General features: G+C 62.9%; 11 protein-coding genes. 1 reads left to right on the forward strand and 10 read right to left on the reverse strand.

Going from position 1 to position 17,704, the window contains the following annotated elements; translation table 11 throughout:
• Window positions 1-23: 23 nt before the first annotated feature.
• Window positions 24-668: a glycerol-3-phosphate 1-O-acyltransferase PlsY gene (gene plsY / locus JAO73_RS15890; RefSeq protein ID WP_198978134.1), complete on the reverse strand. Its 645-nt coding sequence runs from the start codon at window positions 666-668 to the stop codon at window positions 24-26.
• Between the two features lie 141 nt (window positions 669-809).
• Window positions 810-6,359, reverse strand: coding sequence for a hypothetical protein (locus JAO73_RS15895; RefSeq protein WP_198978135.1), 5,550 nt, complete (start codon window positions 6,357-6,359; stop codon window positions 810-812).
• 411 nt (window positions 6,360-6,770) lie between these two features.
• Between JAO73_RS15895 and JAO73_RS15900 the strand changes: the two genes are divergently transcribed.
• Window positions 6,771-7,811: a Gfo/Idh/MocA family oxidoreductase gene (locus JAO73_RS15900; protein ID WP_198978136.1), complete on the forward strand. Its 1,041-nt coding sequence runs from the start codon at window positions 6,771-6,773 to the stop codon at window positions 7,809-7,811.
• 15 nt (window positions 7,812-7,826) lie between these two features.
• Here the strand turns inward: JAO73_RS15900 and fbp are convergent, their stop codons facing one another.
• The 8 genes from fbp to JAO73_RS15940 form a co-directional block, all read right to left on the reverse strand.
• Window positions 7,827-8,840, reverse strand: coding sequence for a class 1 fructose-bisphosphatase (gene fbp / locus JAO73_RS15905; RefSeq protein ID WP_198978137.1), 1,014 nt, complete (start codon window positions 8,838-8,840; stop codon window positions 7,827-7,829).
• 95 nt (window positions 8,841-8,935) lie between these two features.
• Window positions 8,936-9,400: a nuclear transport factor 2 family protein gene (locus JAO73_RS15910; RefSeq protein WP_198978138.1), complete on the reverse strand. Its 465-nt coding sequence runs from the start codon at window positions 9,398-9,400 to the stop codon at window positions 8,936-8,938.
• Window positions 9,401-9,472: 72 nt separating this feature from the next.
• Window positions 9,473-10,837, reverse strand: a complete 1,365-nt coding sequence (locus JAO73_RS15915) for an MFS transporter (RefSeq protein WP_233169243.1) — start codon at window positions 10,835-10,837, stop codon at window positions 9,473-9,475.
• Between the two features lie 72 nt (window positions 10,838-10,909).
• A complete protein-coding gene (locus tag JAO73_RS15920; protein WP_198978139.1) occupies window positions 10,910-11,566 on the reverse strand; it encodes a beta/alpha barrel domain-containing protein in 657 nt (218 codons plus the stop codon).
• Between the two features lie 61 nt (window positions 11,567-11,627).
• A complete protein-coding gene (locus JAO73_RS15925) occupies window positions 11,628-12,638 on the reverse strand; it encodes a sugar kinase (RefSeq protein ID WP_198978140.1) in 1,011 nt (336 codons plus the stop codon).
• 125 nt (window positions 12,639-12,763) lie between these two features.
• Entirely contained in the window at window positions 12,764-14,197 is a 1,434-nt protein-coding gene (uxaC, locus tag JAO73_RS15930) for a glucuronate isomerase (protein WP_198978141.1), read from the reverse strand.
• Window positions 14,198-14,449: 252 nt separating this feature from the next.
• Window positions 14,450-16,102, reverse strand: coding sequence for a UxaA family hydrolase (locus tag JAO73_RS15935; RefSeq protein WP_198978142.1), 1,653 nt, complete (start codon window positions 16,100-16,102; stop codon window positions 14,450-14,452).
• Window positions 16,103-16,128: 26 nt separating this feature from the next.
• Window positions 16,129-17,664 carry a tagaturonate reductase gene (locus tag JAO73_RS15940; RefSeq protein ID WP_198978143.1) on the reverse strand — a complete coding sequence of 512 codons (1,536 nt, stop codon included), beginning with the start codon at window positions 17,662-17,664 and terminating at the stop codon, window positions 16,129-16,131.
• Window positions 17,665-17,704 lie beyond the last annotated feature (40 nt).

The raw sequence follows: 17,704 nt of genomic DNA on the forward strand, positions 1-17,704 counted from the left end.
TTCATTCCCCAACGCACCTTTCCTTACTTCCGCCCAAACAACGGCACGCGGCTTTCGGTGCCGGCGCGCAGGCGGCCAATGTTGGCCCGGTGGGTGTAGATGAGCAGGGCCGCCAGCACGAAGCCGACGTATACCATGAACGGCTGCTGTGGCCGAAACTGGGGCAGCAACTGCAGCAGCGCGAAGCTCACGCCCGCCGTCATGGAAGCCAAGGACACGTAGCGGAACAGCAGCAGCATCACCACGAAAATGCCCATGCACACGCCCACCGTAGCCGGCGCCACGCCCAGCATCATGCCCAGGATGGTGGCCACGCCCTTGCCGCCCCGAAACTGCGCAAACACCGGGTAGATGTGCCCCACCACCGCCAGCACCCCGCAAGCCAGCTTGAAATACAGCTCGTGCTCGGGCACGATGGCGCCATAGGTCACCAGCAGCTTCGGCAGGAAATACGCCGCCACAAAACCCTTCAGTGCATCAATGAGCAGCACCGCCGAGCCGGCTTTGGGGCCCAGCACGCGGAAGGTGTTGGTGGCGCCGGCGTTGCCGGAGCCGTGCTCCCGAATGTCGGCCAGGTTGAAGAAGCGGCGACCCACCCACAGGGCCGTGGGAATAGAACCCAATAGGTAAGCCGCCAGCAGGGCGAGGGCAATGTAGAGGTAGTGCATGCGTGAGCGAGGATTGAAGCCATAAAGAACGTCATGCCGAGCTTGACGCAGCATCTCTACTGGAGTAGTAACTACTTACTCTCGCGCTAGAGATGCTGCGACAAGCTCGGCATGACGTCTTGTTTTAGCGACTGCCGCCTCCTAGCTGTCCCCAAAGGGGTCGTCGGCGGCTTTCTTCTTGCGCTTCTCTTCCTCCTTCTTCTTTTTCTCCTCTTCTTTTTTCAGCTTTTCGGCTTCCTTGGCCTGGCGCTCGGCTTCTTTCTTGGCCTGGGCGGGGTCGGGTTCGGCGGTGGGAGCGTCGGCGGCGGGTTCGGCGGCTTTTTCCTTGGTTTTGGTTTTCTCTTTTTTGGGTTCCTCGGCAGCCGGGGCGTCGGCGGCGGGTTCGGCGGCCTTGTCTTTGGCTTTGGCTTTTTCTTTCACCGGCGGGGCCGCGGCGGGCTCGTCAATGGTGCCATCGCCGAAGGGGTCGTTGTCCTTGGCCTTCTTCTTTTTCTTGGTCGACGCCGGGGCGTCTTCCGCGGGCTGCGAGCCCGGGTTGGCGTTGGGGTCCGATGCGCCAAAGGCGTCCTCGTTCTTGCCCTTCTTCTTTTTCTTCTTATCTTCAAACACGTCAAAATTGCCCGTCGGCACAGGAGCGGCCGGGCGGGCGGCCAGCTTGCCGGTCTTGCCCAGGAAATCTTTCTGGAAGTGTGCGCGGAAGGCGTCCACGTCGGAGAAATCGCCCAGGAACGTGCCGTAGCTGGTGGCCGTCTCGTAGTCGCCCTTCTGCTTGGCGCCAATTTCGGCGTCGAAGTTCTCGCTCGACGACTTGGCCTTGAGCAGGTTGTTGGCGTACTTCAGGTAGTACCAGGTCTGGGGCTCGGGCTCGAGGTAGACTTCCACTACTTCGGTGGCGTTTTCGCGGTGAATTTCTACGTAGCCGTTCACCAGCGCGTTCAGCGCCGTTTTGCCCACGCCGGCCAGGCCAATCTCGCCCACCGAGTACCAGGCGCGCTTTTTCTCGTTCCAGCGCAGGTTCACCTTGCTGAGCAGGATGGTGTGCGCCAGCTTGGGCGAGAGCTTGATGAGCGGGTCGGCGGCGCCGCGGTGGCCGGCGTAGCCCTCCACGCCCTTGTCGCCAATGAACTGGCCCAGTTTGTACAACTCGTTGGTGGAGCCGTCCTGCGCTTCGGCCGAGCCCTTGGTGACTCTGGCCAGCTCGGCGCCCATCACCTCCACAGCCTTGGGCGGCATGTTGATGTCGATGCCCAGCAGGGCGTCTACCGAGTAGCGGGCGCTGTCGGGGTTGGCCGTGCCCACGCCGCTGGCCACCATCTTGTAGTCTTTGGTGGAGTTGATGAACGTCATCGGCCCGCGGAAGCTGAGCGAGTTTGTCTCGTCGGTGTAGGTAAGGGCGGCGCCTTCGTAGGCGTTCACGTCGCTCAGGTCGCGGCGCGAAATGCTGTAGATGCCCTTCTTGTCGTCGTAGCGCAGCTCACCGTCCACCTTGAACACGGGCACATCGGTAGGGTTGGGCACCGTGGCGGCGTAAAGCGGGTACACCTTGTTGCTCTGGTCCGACACGAAGAGGCCGGTCACGAGCGGCGTGCCGTCCTCAGCCTTGATGTCTTTCAGGTTGAGGCTGAAATTCTTGGGGTCGATGGAATCCTTCACCGCAATCCACTCGGCCGATTTCCGGTCTTTGCCGAACTGCAGCTGCACCTGGCCGTCGAAGGCAAAGCCGCGACGCTGCGAGTTCAGCTGCACGTTGCCGCGGTAGCCGATGCGCGGCGTGAGCTGGAATTTGCTGTTGGCGTTCACCACGGCCGTGGCCAGGGTGGCGGGGCCCACTTCCTCATCGGTCAGGTCCGACTCCTTTTTGCGGCTCAACAGGCCTTTTTTGCCTTTGCCGGCGCCGGCCAATACGGCGCCGGGGTCGGGCTCGAAGTTGGAGAAGCGCAGGGCCACCGAGTCGCGGGCCGTCTTAAACGTGTATTCGGCGGTGCCCGTGAAGGCCACCTTCGACAGCACCTCGATGCTGCCCTTGCTCAGGCGGTGGAATTTGGCCAGCGAATCGAGCACCACCGTGGCGTTCTTAAACCGCCCAATTTTGCCGTTGGCACCAATGTTTACCTTGCCCGAATCCGGGTACACCCAGGCATCGGCGGCGGCGATGTAGGGCACGCCGCCCACCTTCATCTGGTACTTGGCCAGGTCATAGGTGGCCGTGGCGGCCTTGAACTTCAGGCCCTGCTGGTCGGGGTTGGTGGAGTAGAAATACGACTTGGTAGAGTCGGCATTAGCGGCCACGCGCAGCTTCACCTGCTTTTTCTTGAAGTCCCAGTGCCCGCCGCTCAGCGTGGTTTTGAACTTCGAATACGGCAGGTCGATGCTGGCTTTGCTGCCGTCTTCGCGCTTGAAGTCGGCGTAGCCTTTCTGCAGGTTGTAGTCGAACGCCACGTCGTTGGCCGTGAGGGCGGGCTTGTTGGCCTCGGCCGACTTCACGCTCAGCGAAGCCTTGCGGCCCGAGTAGCTGTCCGACTTGAAGGTGAACTCCGGCGACTTGATGAACGACTGCGGCCCGTCGAGGCGGCCGTCGCCGCCGGCGTTTTTGGGCGTCAGCAGGGCGGTGCCTTTGAAGTTGTAGGCCGTGGTGGTCTTGGTTTTGGGGTCGAGGGCCGAGTAGAGGCGAATGGCTTCGCCGCTGGCCGGCGTGGTCAGGTACATCGAGTCCTGGCGCACTTTCCAGTTCATGAGGTAGCCCGCGGGCAGGTTCATCTTCGGGATGTCGGCCCCGTCGGCCTTCTTGGCCGCGATGGCGCCGGTTTTGCCCACGGCCACCACCGAGTCGCGGTAGAACACGAAGCTGTTGGACGTGAACGTGCCGGACTGGTAGTTCACCTGGCCGTCGGCCTGCAGGCCCTTGCCGTCCATCTTCACCTTATTGAACACGCGGCCCCGGCCCTTATACAGCGGAAAGCCATCCTTGGGCACATCGTAGGTAAAGCCCAGCGAGCCATCGGGCTGCACCGTGAGCTTGGTTTTGATGTCGGGGATGATGCCGCCGCTGCGGAAGGTGCCGTCGAACCCGGCCGCCGCCTTGCCGATGCCGTTGAGCGAGTCGAGCTTAAACGGCGGAATGTCGAACACCAGCGTCGAGTCGTAAGCGCCCCCCAGCACGTCCTGCTTGCCGAAGTACACGTTGGCCCCGCTCTTGGAGTCGAAAGACGGGTACTGCGGTTTTTTCTTGCGGCCCGACTTGTTTTTGGGGTCGTTCAAATACAGGCGGCCGGTCGAGACTTTGCCTTTGTTGGTGAGGGCGAAGTCGGCCCGCTTGCCGGTGGGCTTGCCCTTGGCGTCCTTGGCCTCGCTGCGAATGACGATGGAATCAATCTTGGCCATGTCGACGTAGAACCCGTCGTAATCAAACTTGAACTCGCGCCCCTTGAAGCGCATGGCCGAAGCCACCACCGTGCCGCTGAAATCGATGTTGCGGTTCTTCTTGATGCGGATGATGGAGCTGTCCGGCTTCACAAACACCGTGGCCGAGTCGTCGGAGAAGTTGAACCGGTCCACGCCGCGCACCAGCAGCTCGTTGGTGTTCAGGTTGAGCGTGGCGTTGCGGCCCGAGCCCGACAAGGACTTGATGGCGATGTGGTCGTAGTCCTTCTTGTCGCGGGCCGAGGCCACGTAGTGGAAGCCTTTCGGCAGAATGGTTGCCTCGCCGGTCTGGGGCGCCCAGGCCACGTAGCCGTCGCGCGTGAGGCCGGCCGCGGCGCTGCGCATGTTGGCTTCGGAAGTTTGCAGGTCACGGGCCAGGTCGCTCACGTTGATGGTTTTGGCGTTGCCGTGGGCTTGGCTGTAGCCCACCAGCATTTGCAGCGGGTGCAGCCGGTTGATGCTCTTGAGCTGCTGGTAGCGGTTGTTGGTGAAGAACTCCTTGCTCTCAAAATCGGCCGACTGCTGGTTTTTCGACGACAGCACCTCGAAGTCGACCGTGGGCTGGCGCAGGTTCCAGGTCAGGGCCTGCGTCCGGATTTCCATCTGGTGGTAGGAGTCGCTGTAGGGCGTGTTCTTGTATAAGCCGTCCTCGCGCGACAGCTTCAGTTGCTGCTTGCCCTTGTTGTACTTGAGCTGCGCGCCGGGGTGCGTCACCGAGTCTTTGGCGCCCTGGTAGATGGTGATGGCCGCCCGGCTGGCCGTAATCAGCGAGTCGCCGAGCACATAGGCCCGCGACGCAGCCTTGAACTTGGGCTTGCCGTCGAGGCTCACCGTGAGGTTGGAGAGCGAGCCGTCGAGGGCCGCGCTCAGCACCCGGCTGCCCGCCATCGACAGGCCGCCGCGGTAGGCGATGTTGTCGCCCAGGCTCTTGATGCGGGCGTCGTTGGTGAGGGAAATGAAGCGCGGGTAGCCGTTGTCGGTCACGCCGGGCTTGCGGCGCACGGCCTTGTAGCTGAGGGCGCCCTTCACGGGGGCTTCCAGCAGGGCCGGATAGGTCAGCGTCACGGGCTGGGCCGTGAACTCCGGCTTGGTCATGTCGAAGTCGAAACCCGCCAGGTCGGCCGTCACCAGATTGGTTTTGATGGACCACACAAACTGCCCGCCCGTGGCAATGAAGCGATTAGAATTGGGCACAGCCGTGCCGCTCACCTTTTTCAAAAACACCGAGTCGCCGGCCGAGGCCATGAACAGGTCGGCATCCTTAATCACCAACACCGCGCCACGGGCCGGCGGCGCCAGGTATTCTTCATACGGCGTGGCCGACGGCGTGAAGCCGGTGGTGGGCGTTTCAAAGTCGGCCGCTTTGGCCGCTACTTCCGTGGCCGACGGCGTTTTCGTGGCGGCCGGGCTGGCTTTGGCGGCGGGCGCGGCTTTGGCCACCGGCTTTTTAGCGGGAGCTTTCTTTTTCACGGGCGCGCCCCAGCCGTCGTCGGCATCGCCCCAGCCCCCGCCCGAGGGCGACGACCACAGGTCGGCAGTGTCCCAGCCGCTGCTGCTGGCTTTTTTCTTCGGGGCCGGCTTGGGAGCGGCTTTGGCCACGGGCTTGGCGGCCGGCTTTTTGGCGGCCGGCTTGGGCGCAGCGGGCAGGGGCTCTTCTTTCACCACCGGGGCGGGCGCCCCAAAGTCGAGGTTGGAAACCGGGGCGTTGATGGGCGAGTACGCAAACGACACCGTGCCGCCCACGGCGCGCAGCGTGTTGTAGCCGGTTTTATAGAGGTAGCCGCCGTTGAAGAATCGGTTGGTGGCGGTGATGAATTTCTCGGTTTCGGTAGGAGCCTCTTTGTCCAAAGTCTGGCCCAGCACGTCGAGGTACTGGTCCATCTGCGCGTCGCTGAGCTTGGCCTTGGTGGCGCCGCCCACAATGGCCCCAAACAAGCTCTCGAAGTGCGGCCGGGGCCGGAAGTGCTTGGCCAGCATGGTTTGCGACAGCGCCACGATGCGCGCCTGCTGCGACGACGTGAGGCGGTTGCTGCCCCACAGCTCTTTGAGGCGGGCGGCGGTGGCCATGGCGGCGGCATTCTTGGTGCTGGCCATCATGCTCTGCACATCGGCGATGTACTGGAGCGGGTCGGTGGCCAGTTTGCCCACTTGGTAGCGCGGTGCGGCGGCAGAGGGCGTGCCCGGAGCCGGCGCTTTGGTCTGGGCCTGCGCGGCCGAATAGCTGCCCAGCGCCAGGCCCAACCACGCCGTTAGAATAAGATATGGCTTCATAAAGTCTGTTTTCTGTAGTAGTCGGCTTGCCGTGCAAGCCCGGGCCGCCCCGCAACGCCTAACGTGTTATTTCTCTGCCCCTGGTGTTGCAGTGCCCGAGTTCAACGACGCGACCACCGCCCACGGGCTGCTTTTCGAACGCAAACACCTGGCACGAAGGATAGTGCCCGGGCTTGCCCACAAAAACCCGGTACAAGTTAGGCAGAATCAAAAAATCAATCTACTACCCAATTACGTCAACCACCAATATTCACTGATTATCAACACTTCCACCTGTATTCGCCAGTGTCACGTCCTTGCCATAGTTCACTTTTGGCCGCGAAAAGCCGGTAGGGCCGGGCAGCGGCTTTCGGGGTTTCGAGTCTGGACCAAGCACCATCGGTTGCCGGCGCTGCGCTTTACATTTGGTGCATGAGCACCGCCCCCATTCGCACCGCCTTGCTGGCTTACGGCATGTCGGGCAAGCTTTTTCAGGCCCCCTTCCTTTCGGCCCACGCCGGCTTCGACCTGGTGGGCGTGGCCGAGCGCACCGAGCAGCGCATGCACCGCGACTACCCCGGCATCCGCAGCTACCCCAGCGTGGCCGAGCTGCTGGCCGACCCCAGTCTGGAGCTGGTGGTGGTGAACACGCCCAGCAATACCCACTTCGACCTGGCCAGCCAAGCCCTGCGCGCCGGCAAGCACGTGCTGCTCGAAAAGCCCGTGGCCACGTCCGTGACGCAGCTGCAGGAGCTGCTGGCATTGGCCCAACAGGCCGGCCGCCACTTGCTGGCCTACCACAACCGCCGCTGGGATACCGACTTTGGCGCCGTGCGCCGCGTGGTCGAAAGCGGACAGTTGGGCCAGCTCATCGAAGTGCATTTCCGCTTCGACCGCTACAAGCAGGCCCTCAATCCCAAGAAATTCAAGGAGGAAGTACTGCCCGGCAGCGGCCTGCTCTACGACTTGGGCCCCCACCTCATCGACCAGGCCATCGGCCTGTTTGGCCAGCCCTTGAGCTTCCATAAAACCGCGGGCCACTACCGCGCCGACACGCAGGTCGACGACTACTTCTCGCTGCACCTGCGCTACCCGCAGGGCCTGAACGTGTGGCTGACCTCCGGCCTGCTCATTGCCGACCCCGTTCCGGCCTACGTGCTCCACGGCACCCACGGCAGCTACCAAAAAGGCCGCACCGACCCGCAGGAAGCCCAGCTGCTGGCCGGCATGTCGCCGCTGGCTCCCGACTACGGCCGCGAAAAGCCCGGCGAGGAGGCCCGCCTCACCGTGGCCGGCCCCGACGGCACGCTGGCAACCCGGCCCGATGCCGCGGCGCCCGGCAACTACCTCGGCCTGTTCGACGCCGTCCACCAGACCATTCGGCACAACGCCCCCTACCCCATTCGGGCCGAGCAGCTGCTGTGGCAAAACGAGTTGCTGGAAGCGCCCGCGGCCTGGGATTTCCGGAAATAACCGCCTGCGCCTCCCCTACTGCGCGGCCACGACCTGGAGCTCCTGCACCAAATCGGCAGAGCCCACAAACAGGGGCGCGCGCTGGTGCAGGTCGGAAGTGGGGTGCACGTCGAGCACCACGTCGGCGCCGGTCACGGCCATGCCGCCGGCCTGCTCGATGAGGAAAGCCAGTGGGTAGCCTTCGTAGAGCAGGCGCAGCTTGCCTTCGGGCTTGGCCACAGTGGGCGGGTAGAGGTAAATGCCGCCCGTGAACAGGTTGCGGTGGTAGTCGGCCACCAGCGAGCCCACGTAGCGGGCCGTGAGGCGGCGCTCCTTGCAGGTGGTGAGGAAGGTGCGCACAAACTCCGGGTAGTCGAACCAGTTGCCTTCGTTGCAGGAAAACACCGGCCCCTGGCGCGGAATCTTGATGTCGGGGTGCGAGAGAAAGAATTCACCCAGCGAGTTTTCGTAGGTGAAGCCCGCCACGCCGTGCCCCGTGGTGTACACCAGCATGGTGCTGGAGCCGTACAGGATGTAGCCCGCCGCTACCTGGGCCCGGCCGCCCTGCAAAAAGTCCTCCTTGCGGGCCGGCCCGCCAATGCGCGACACGCGCCGGTAGATGCTGAAGATGGTGCCAATGCTCACGTTCACGTCGATGTTCGAGGAGCCGTCGAGCGGGTCGATGGCCACCACGTACTTGCCGTGGCGGTTGCCGGTTTCGATGATGTGCTCGTCTTCTTCCGAGAGCACGGCGCAGGCCTCGCCGCCATTGGTGAGGGCCCGAATGAAGCGGATGTTGGCTTCCATGTCGAGCTTTTGCTGGTGCTCGCCCTGCACGTTTTTCTCGCCCATGGCCCCGGTGATGCGCGACAGGCCCGCGCGGTTCACTTCACGGTTCACGATTTTGCCGGCCAGCGCGATGTCGCGCAGCAGCTGGCTCAGCTCGCCGGTGGCGTAGGCAAATTCGGCTTCTTTGCGCTTGATGTAGCGCTCCAGGGTGGTGCCAACGGGCGTGGCAAGCGTGTTTTCGGTGGCTTGAGCTTGGGACATGGAAGTCAGTTGACAGTTAACAGTGAGCAGTTAACAGGTTGTTTTTTCTTAGTGATTTCGATTGTTAACTGCTCACTGTTAACTGTTCACTGGCCTTAACTGGCTTGCTTCTGCGACTGCCACAGCACCACCTGCCAGCCTTGCTTGTTCTTCACTTGCACCACCACGTACTTGAGGTGCGACACGCTGGTGCTGCCGTCGGGCTTGAGAGGCGAGGTGATGAAGATGGAACCGTTCACGACGGCCGTTTTGCCGTCGTTGTAGGTGCGCACGTTCAGCTTTTCGACCTCAATTTTCCCGTATTGACTTTTGCCGTCCTTGATGCTTTGGATGTACTCGGCCTTGGTGTTTTCGTGGCCGTCGCCGTGCGTGTACACCAAGTCATCGGCAAAAGCTTTTTCGAGGAAAGCATAATCCTTCTTCACTTGCGCCTCAAAGCGCTGACGCTCCAAGGCTTCAATCTCCTTTACCAGGGCCGCAGCTTTGGGGCTGGGTGCTTGGGCAAGGGCAAACAAAGGCAGGGCCAGCAGGAGTGCCAGCAGCAAAGGCCGCGTTTTCATATCCAAAATGAGGTTGATGGGAAGCCAACGCGGCGCGGCACTTCTCGGTACCGCGCCGGGTCGACAAGATTGTTATTCGTCGTCGAGCTTGATGGGCTCCATGCGCGGCACCAGCGTGAACATCAGCACCCAGGCCAGCAGGTAGGCCGCACCGCAGATGAAGAACATGATGTAGTAGGCCTTGTCAATCTGCCCGATGCTCTCGAAGTGCACAAACATGCGCTTCTGCACCAGGGCGGTGAGGGCAATGCCGCCCAGGCCGCCCGCCATCCCGCCGATGCCCGTCACCGAACCCACGGCCCGCTTCGGGAACATGTCCGACACGGTGGTGAAGATGTTGGCGCTCCACGCCTGGTGAGCCGCCGCCGCAATGCCGATGACCAGCACCGCCAGCCACATATTCATGCCGCCCAGCCACTGCGCAAACACGATGGGAAACACGCAGAAAGCAATGACCAGCATGGCCGTTTTGCGGGCCTGAAACGCCGGCATGCCGCGCCGGATGAAGCCCAGCGGCAGGTAGCCGCCGCCCACGCTGCCGATGCTCGACAGAATGTACACGGCCGCCACCGGCAGGGCAATGTCGGTGCCCTTCAGGCCGTATTGCTTGCCCAGGAAATCGGGCAACCAGAACAGGTAGAACCACCAGATGGGGTCGGTGAGGAACTTGCCAATGACGAAGGCCCAGGTTTGGCGGAAGGTGAGCAACTTGCCCCACGACGCCTTCGGCTTTTCCTCGGTCACGCCTTCCTCGGGCAGGCCCACGGGAATGTCGGCGTTGATGTAATCAAACTCAGCCTTCGACAGCCGCGCGTGCTTGGCCGGCGTTTCGTAGAAATACATCCAGAGCACCAGCCACACAAAACCCAGCGCGCCCGTGATGAGGAAGGCCCACTTCCAGCCAATGGTTTCGGCAATCAGCGGCACGGTGAGCGGCGCCACGATGGCGCCCACGTTGGAGCCCGAGTTGAAGATGCCCGTGGCCAGGGCCCGCTCCCGCTGCGGAAACCACTCGGCCGTGGTTTTGATGGCGGCCGGGAAGTTGCCCGCCTCCGTGATGCCCAGAAAGCCCCGCGCAATGCCGAAGCCAAACGTGCTGCTCACCAAGGCGTGGCCCATGGCCGCCACGCTCCACAGGGCCGTGGAGAGGGCGTAGCCCAGCTTCGTGCCCAGCTTGTCGATGATGCGGCCGGCACCCACCATGCCCACGGCATAGGCCAGCTTGAAGGCAATTTCGATGTTGGCGTAGTCGCCCGCGTTCCAGTGGAACTCCGTTTCGAGGTAAGGCTTCAGCAGCGAGATAACGGCCCGGTCGAGGTAGTTGATGGTGGTGGCAAAGAACACCAGGGCGCAAATGGTCCAGCGAAATTTGCCCATCACGGCGTTGGCCGTGGCCAGTGGAGATTCAGGCGGCGCCTGAGCGGAAGTTGGATTCATCGAGTTCGGGAATTTGAAACCAGGGCACTACTCGGAAACTACCCGGTGGCGCGCTCAACGCGCCACCGGAAACTATTTTTTCAGGGCGTCGACCACCTGCATCAGCTGGCCGATGCTGGCCGAGAGGGCCGCGGGGTCGTCGGCATTTTTGAAGAGCTGCGAGCCCATGCCCACGGCATTCACCCCGGCGCCAAACCAGGCGCTGAGGCTGGCTTCGGTGGGCTCCACGCCGCCCGTCACCATGAGCTTGATGTGGGGCATGGGGCCGCGCAGGGCCTTCACGTAGTCGGGGCCCACCACGTTGCCGGGGAAAATCTTCACCACGGCCGCGCCGAACTGGCTGGCGTGGTAGATTTCGGTGGGCGTCATGGCGCCGGGCAGCCACGGAACGTTGCGGGTGCGGCACACGTCGGCCACCTCGGCGGTGGCCACGGGCTGCACCACAAACTCGGCGCCGGCGGCAATGAACTGCGCGGCTTCTTCGGCCTTGTAGATGGTGCCGATGCCCAGAACCATATCCGGGCACTGCTCGGCCACGAAGGCCTGCAGCTGCTCAAACACCTCCAGCGCCTTTTCGCCCCGATTCACAAACTCAAACACGCGAATGCCGCCGGCGTAGCAGGCCTGCAGAATGCGCTGGGCATAGGCCACGTCGGCGTGGTAGAACACGGGCACCACCGGGTAGCGGAGCAGCGTGGCAAGGGTTTCGTCGGCGGAGTGTCGGGGCATGGAAAAAAATTAGAACGTCATGCTGAGCGCAGCGAAGCAGCTCGCTCGTTGACATTGAATATTAGCGCAATAAGCGGCCGCTGGTGTTGCCTTTCATGATTTCTTCCACTTCGGCCACCGTCACCAGGTTCACGTCGCCGTGCACGGTGTGCTTCAGGGCCGAGGCGGCCACCCCGAAGGTAAGCGCCTGCTGAGGGTTATTGTACGCCAGCGAGCCGTAGATGAAGCCGGCCATGAAGGCGTCGCCCCCGCCAATGCGGTCGACGATGGGGTTGATGTCGTAGGTGACGGTTTCGAGAAACTGTTGGCCGTCGTAGTAAATGCCTTTGAGGCCGTTGTGTGAGGCGCTGTGTGTTTTGCGGCGCGTGGTGATGACTTGCTTGATTTGCGGAAACCGCGCCATCACCTGCCGGGCCACCGACACGAACTTATTGTCGGTGCCGGGCTCGGGCACGATGCCGAACAGGTCGTCGGCGTCGTTTTCGGAGCATACCACGATGTCGCAGCCCTCCACCAACTCCGACATCACGGACTGGGCCGTTTGGCCGTACTGCCACAGGTTGCGGCGGTAATTCACGTCGGCCGACACGGTGATGCCCAGGCTGCGTGCGGCGGCAATGGCCTGGCGGGTGGCCTCGGCCGAGCTGGCCGAAATGGCGGGCGTGATGCCCGTCCAGTGCAGCCAACCGGCATCTTTCAGGATTTCATCCCAGTTGAAAGCGGCCGGGTCGAGGTGGGCAAAGGCCGAATTGGCGCGGTCGTACACCACCTTGCTGGGGCGCATCCCCGCCCCTACTTCCAGAAAATACAGCCCGAGACGGTCGCCTTGGTACACAGTAGCATCCATGTTCACGCCCAGGGCCCGAAACTGCTGAGCGGCGGCGTGGCCCAGGTCATTGGCCGGAAAGCAGGTGACGTGGGCGGCCGGCACCCCAAAACCAGCCAGCGAGGCGCCCACGTTGGCGTCGCCGCCGCCGTAGGTAATTTCGAGGCTTTGCGTTTGGGCGAACCGGTAGTTCAGCGGCGGCGACAGCCGCATCATGATTTCGCCGAACGTGACAACTTGCTTCATTCTTCGGGATTTTGGAACGAGGTAGAGACGCAACATGTTGCGTCTCGTCGTTGCTGAGTTTATGTGTGATGCGTGGTTCGGCGCGGCGCTGGTCGTTCAACGACGAGACGCAACATGTTGCGTCTCTACGCCGTTACGGCCGCGGCTTCCACCACTTTGCCAAAGCCAAAGTACTCCTTGGCGTTGCCGTAGCAGATGTTTTGCACCGTGCGGCCCAGCAAATCCATATCCGCGGGCAGCTCGCCGTTTTCTACGTCGTTGCCCAGCAGGTTGCAGAGCACGCGGCGGAAATACTCGTGGCGCGGGTACGAGAGGAAGCTGCGCGAGTCGGTGAGCATGCCCACGAAACGCGAGAGCAGGCCCATGTTGCTCAAGGCATTGAGCTGCTTCTCCATGCCGTCCTTCTGGTCGAGGAACCACCAGCCGGAGCCAAACTGAATTTTGCCCGCCACCGAACCGTCGTTGAAATTGCCAATCATCGTGGCAATCAGCTCGTTGTCGGCCGGGTTGAGGTTGTAGATGATGGTTTTCGCCAGCTTGTCCTGCCCGTCGAGGCGGTCGAGGAAGGTGGAGAGGGCACGGCCCTGCGAGAAGTCGCCGATGCTGTCCCAGCCGGTGTCGGGGCCCAGCTCGCGGAGCATGCGCGAGTTGTTGTTGCGCAGGGCACCGATGTGGTACTGCTGCGTCCAGCCCTTCTCCCAGTCCAGCACGGCCAGCAACACCAGCATGGCCGATTTAAATTTTAGCACCTCTTCGGACGTCAGCTCGGCGCCGCCGCGCACCTTCGAGAAAATGGCGTCGATTTCTGCCTCAGTGTAGTCGGCGGCATAAATCTGCTCCAAACCGTGGTCCGACAGGCGGCAGCCCACGCTGGCGAAGAAATCATGGCGCAGGCGCAGGGCCTTTTCCAGGCCGGCAAACGTGCGAATGTCCACTTCGGCCGCCGCGCCCAGCTTGTCGAGGTACTGGTTGTAAGCAGCGGCTGACTCCGGCGCCATCGCCTTGTCGGCGCGGAAAGTGGGCAGCACGTTCACGGCAAAGCCCGAAGCGGCCAGGGCCTGGTGGTGCTCCAGCGCGTCGGCGGGGTCGTCGGTGGTGCACAGGGTTTCCACGTTCATCTTGCGCAGCAGGCCCTGCACCGAAAACTCTGGGGTTTGCAGCTTGGCATTGCACTCGTCGTAGATGCGGCGGGCGCTATCTTTGTTCAGCAGCTCCGTGATGCCGAAGTAGCGGCGCAGCTCCAGGTGCGTCCAGTGGTAGAGCGGGTTGCGCAGGGTGTAGGGCACGGTTTCGGCCCATTTCTCAAACTTTTCCCAGTCCGAGGCGTCGCCAGTGATGTAGCGCTCGGGGATGCCGTTGGCCCGCATGGCGCGCCACTTGTAGTGGTCGCCGTAGAGCCAAATTTGCGTGATGTTGTCGAACTGCTTGTCTTCGGCTATCTGGTCGGGCAGCAGGTGGTTGTGATAATCGATGATGGGCATCTGCTTGGCGTACTCGTGGTAGAGCGTGCTGGCCGTGGCCGTTTGCAGCAGGAAATCGTCGGAAAGAAATGGCTTCATAGTCAACTAAAGATGCCCGGACGACGCCCGGATAGGTGCTACTATTTCAGGAATCGAAGGTAGTCTGTCAATACAGCGCCAACCTTCATGCAGCCTCCTGATTTGGCTATTTATTAGCGAAAACGGTTGCGTAAAAAAATTGCATTTGTCATCCTGAGCGTAGCGAGGGACCTTATCACGTTGGAGCAAATCGTTCTGGCTTGATAAGGTCCTTCGCTACGCTCAGGATGACAGACGGAGCATATGACCAGCCTACAAGCTCACCCCGCGCTTCCACGGAATGAAGTCGGTTTGGTCGTGGCGCACGGCGGCCACTTCTTCGCCGCTGGCCACCCGGATAACGTAGTCGAGAATGCGCTCGCCGGCCTGCTCAATGGTTTCCTCGCCGTCAATCACCGTTCCGGTGTTCACGTCGATGATGTCGGGCATGCGCTTGGCGAGGGCCGTGTTGCTGGCCACCTTGATGACCGGCGCGATGGGGTTGCCGGTGGGCGTGCCCAGGCCGGTGGTGAACAGCACGATGTTGGCGCCCGAGCCCACCTCAGCGGTGGTCGATTCCACGTCGTTGCCGGGGGTGCAGAGCAGGTTCAGGCCGGGCTTGGTCACGGGTTCTGGGTAGTCGAGCACGGCCACCACGGGCGAGGAACCACCCTTGCGGGCCGCGCCGGCCGATTTCATGGCGTCCGTAATCAGGCCGTCGCGGATGTTGCCGGGCGAGGGGTTCATGTCGAAGCCCGAACCCACGGCCACGGCCGAGTCGCCGTAGGCCTTCATCAGGCTGCTGAACCGCTCGGCCACGGCGGGCTCCACGCTGCGGTCCACCAGTTCCTGCTCCACGCCGCACAGCTCCGGGAACTCCGCCAGAATAACCGAGCCGCCCAGCGCCACCAGCATGTCGGAGACGTGGCCCAGGGCCGGGTTGGCCGAGATGCCGGAGAAGCCGTCGGAGCCGCCGCACTCCAGGCCAATGTTCAGGGCCTTAAGAGGCGCGGGCTCGCGGCGGGCCTGGTTGGCAATCATCAGGCCGGCGAACGTTTGGCGCAGGGCCGTGCTGATGAGATTTTCCTCGGTGCCCAGCTTCTGCTGGTCAAGAATGTAGAGCGGCTTGCTGAAATTGGGGTCGCGCTTGGCGATTTCCTCCTGCAGCATGCTGGCCTGGGCGTTCTGGCAGCCCAGGCTCAGCACCGTGGCGCCGGCCACGTTGGGGTGGGTGATGTAGCCGGCCAGCAGGCCGCACAGCGTCTGGGCATCCTGCCGGATGCCGCCGCAGCCGCCTTCGTGCGACAGGAAGCGGATGCCGTCCACGTTGGGGAACGGGCGCGAACTCTGGGCCACGTCCTCCCCGGCCGCCAGGTCGGCGCTCAGGATTTCTTCTACCGATTTGCCGGCTTGCAGCAGGCTGAGCAGCTTGCGGGTTTCGGGCTGGTAGTTTTTGCGGCGCTCGTAGCCGAGGTCGGTAATCAGGGCGTCTTTCAGCACCTGGATGTTGCGGTTTTCGCAGAACACCAGCGGAATCACCAGCCAGTAGTTGGCGGTGCCCACGCGGCCGTCGGCGCGGTGGTAGCCCAGGAAGGTGCGGTCTTGCCAGGCCGACACGTCGGGGGCCTGCCAGGCGGCGCGCTGGTGGCCGTGCTCGTCGTAGCTGTTGGTGGCGTGCTGCATGTTGGCCGTGGTGAGACGGCCGCCGGGGCGAATGGCTTCCTTGGCTTTGCCCACCAACACGCCGTACATCGTCACGGGCTCGCCCGGGCTCAGGCCCAGGGGCGCGAGCTTGTGCTTGGCCGGAATGGCTTCGGCGGTGGTCACGTAGCCGCCTTCCCAAGGCACTTCGGTGCCAACGGGCAGGTCGACGAGGGCAACGAGGACGTTATCGGCAGGGTGGATGCGGGCAACTTGGTGTTTCATAGCAATCAGACTCAAAACGGCCAATACTAATTAGCCAAGGCTGTTTTTTTGGTGAAAAACGCGGCCAGGGTTTCGGAGGCGCCCCCGTCCAGCAGCTGGTTCAGGTAATGGGTCACGGCCTCGGCGAAGCCGGGCAGGCGGGTGAGGTCATGGCCCCACAGCACGGTGTTGCGCAGGGCCGTGGTGGTCAGCTCCTCGGGCGAGAGGCGGGCCCACAGGTCGGCAAAGTAGCCGGCGCGGTCGTCCATGATGGTGTAGGGCTCGCCGTTGGCTTCCCCTTTTCCAACGCCCGGCGCCGAAGCCGTGTTGCGCATAAACAGCAGGTAGGCCGCAAAGCCCAGCGCCATGTAGTGCGGCACGGCGTGGTGCGTCTGGTAGTAGTGCAGCAGCGTGGGCACGTTGCGCATCTGCATTTTGGCGGTGCCCTGCATGGCAATGGCCAGCCAACGGTGTTCCAGATAGGGGTTGCGGAAACGGTCGAGCACCTGCGTGCCGAAGCGCTGGCCCACTTTCTCGTCTACCTGGTACGGGATGCCGGGCAGCAAATCGGCCAGCATCAGGTTGTGGATGAAGCGCGCCAGGTCGTCGTTGTCGAGGGCTTCGCGCACGGTGGTGCAGCCCACCAGGTGGGCCAGGGCGTAGCTCAGCGTGTGCGTGCCGTTGAGCAGGCGCAGCTTCAGCTCGCGGAACAGGGTAATGTCGGGCCGGATGACCACGCCCTTGGCCGCGGAGTGGAACGAGAGCACCTCGCGCACTTTTTCGCCGCCTTCAATGGCCCAGAGCGCATAGGCTTCGCTCATGGTCAGCAGCTCGTCTTTGTAGCCCAGTTCCTCCTGCAATTGGGCATAGAGGGCCGGCTCGGGGCGGCCGGGCACAATGCGGTCGACTAGCGTATTGCAGAAATGGTTGGCGGCTTCGAGCCAGTCGATGAAGCCGCTGCCCAGGTCGTTGCGGTGGGCCAGTTCCAGCACAATGGCTTCCAGCTTGCGCCCGTTGTCCGGAATCAGCTCGGTGGGCACAATCACCAGCCCGCAGTTCACGTCGCCGTGGAAGGCTTGGAAGCGCGCGTAGAGCACGGCCAGCAGCTTGCCCGGAAACGACGAAGGCGGCGTGAGGTGAATGTCTTCGTTCACCAACTGAATGCCCACTTCGGTGGTGTTCGAAATCACCACCTGCAGGTCGGGGCTGGCGGCAAACTTTAGCACTTCGGCCCACTGGCTTTTGGCCGAGAGCACGCGGCTGATGCTGGCGCACACCACGTTTTCTTCCACCGGCTTGCCGTCTTCCACGCCGCGCACGCACACCGTGTACAGGTTGTTTTGGCGCTCAAACGCCGTGGCGTCGCCGCCGTCGGTGCTTTTCACCACCACCACACGGCCGTTGAACACGCCCTGCCGGTTGGCCTCGTCAATCATGAAATCGGGCAGGCCGCGCAGCAGCACGCCGGTGCCGAATTGCAGCACCTTCTCGGGCAGGTCAAACAGGTTCTGGGCGGGCCAGGCCACGGCGGCGCCACCCGAAGCCGGGGCGGCCAAAGCCAGCGGTTGATTCAAAGTGTCCATCGGAATGGAATTGGAATAAAGACGGAGTGAATAAATAGGG

It is taken from the genome of Hymenobacter miniatus, from assembly GCF_016427455.1.
Classification (GTDB): Bacteria; Bacteroidota; Bacteroidia; order Cytophagales; family Hymenobacteraceae; genus Hymenobacter; species Hymenobacter armeniacus.

What these genes read in the sequence shown, in the direction of transcription:
- JAO73_RS15915 (WP_233169243.1), bottom strand. Translation starts at nt 10,837, where the DNA reads ATGAATCCAACTTCCGCTCAGGCGCCGCCTGAATCTCCACTGGCCACG.
- JAO73_RS15910 (WP_198978138.1), bottom strand. Translation starts at nt 9,400, where the DNA reads ATGAAAACGCGGCCTTTGCTGCTGGCACTCCTGCTGGCCCTGCCTTTG.
- JAO73_RS15920 (WP_198978139.1), bottom strand. Translation starts at nt 11,566, where the DNA reads ATGCCCCGACACTCCGCCGACGAAACCCTTGCCACGCTGCTCCGCTAC.
- uxaC (WP_198978141.1), bottom strand. Translation starts at nt 14,197, where the DNA reads ATGAAGCCATTTCTTTCCGACGATTTCCTGCTGCAAACGGCCACGGCC.
- JAO73_RS15940 (WP_198978143.1), bottom strand. Translation starts at nt 17,664, where the DNA reads ATGGACACTTTGAATCAACCGCTGGCTTTGGCCGCCCCGGCTTCGGGT.
- JAO73_RS15895 (WP_198978135.1), bottom strand. Translation starts at nt 6,359, where the DNA reads ATGAAGCCATATCTTATTCTAACGGCGTGGTTGGGCCTGGCGCTGGGC.
- JAO73_RS15925 (WP_198978140.1), bottom strand. Translation starts at nt 12,638, where the DNA reads ATGAAGCAAGTTGTCACGTTCGGCGAAATCATGATGCGGCTGTCGCCG.
- JAO73_RS15935 (WP_198978142.1), bottom strand. Translation starts at nt 16,102, where the DNA reads ATGAAACACCAAGTTGCCCGCATCCACCCTGCCGATAACGTCCTCGTT.
- JAO73_RS15900 (WP_198978136.1), top strand. Translation starts at nt 6,771, where the DNA reads ATGAGCACCGCCCCCATTCGCACCGCCTTGCTGGCTTACGGCATGTCG.
- plsY (WP_198978134.1), bottom strand. Translation starts at nt 668, where the DNA reads ATGCACTACCTCTACATTGCCCTCGCCCTGCTGGCGGCTTACCTATTG.
- fbp (WP_198978137.1), bottom strand. Translation starts at nt 8,840, where the DNA reads ATGTCCCAAGCTCAAGCCACCGAAAACACGCTTGCCACGCCCGTTGGC.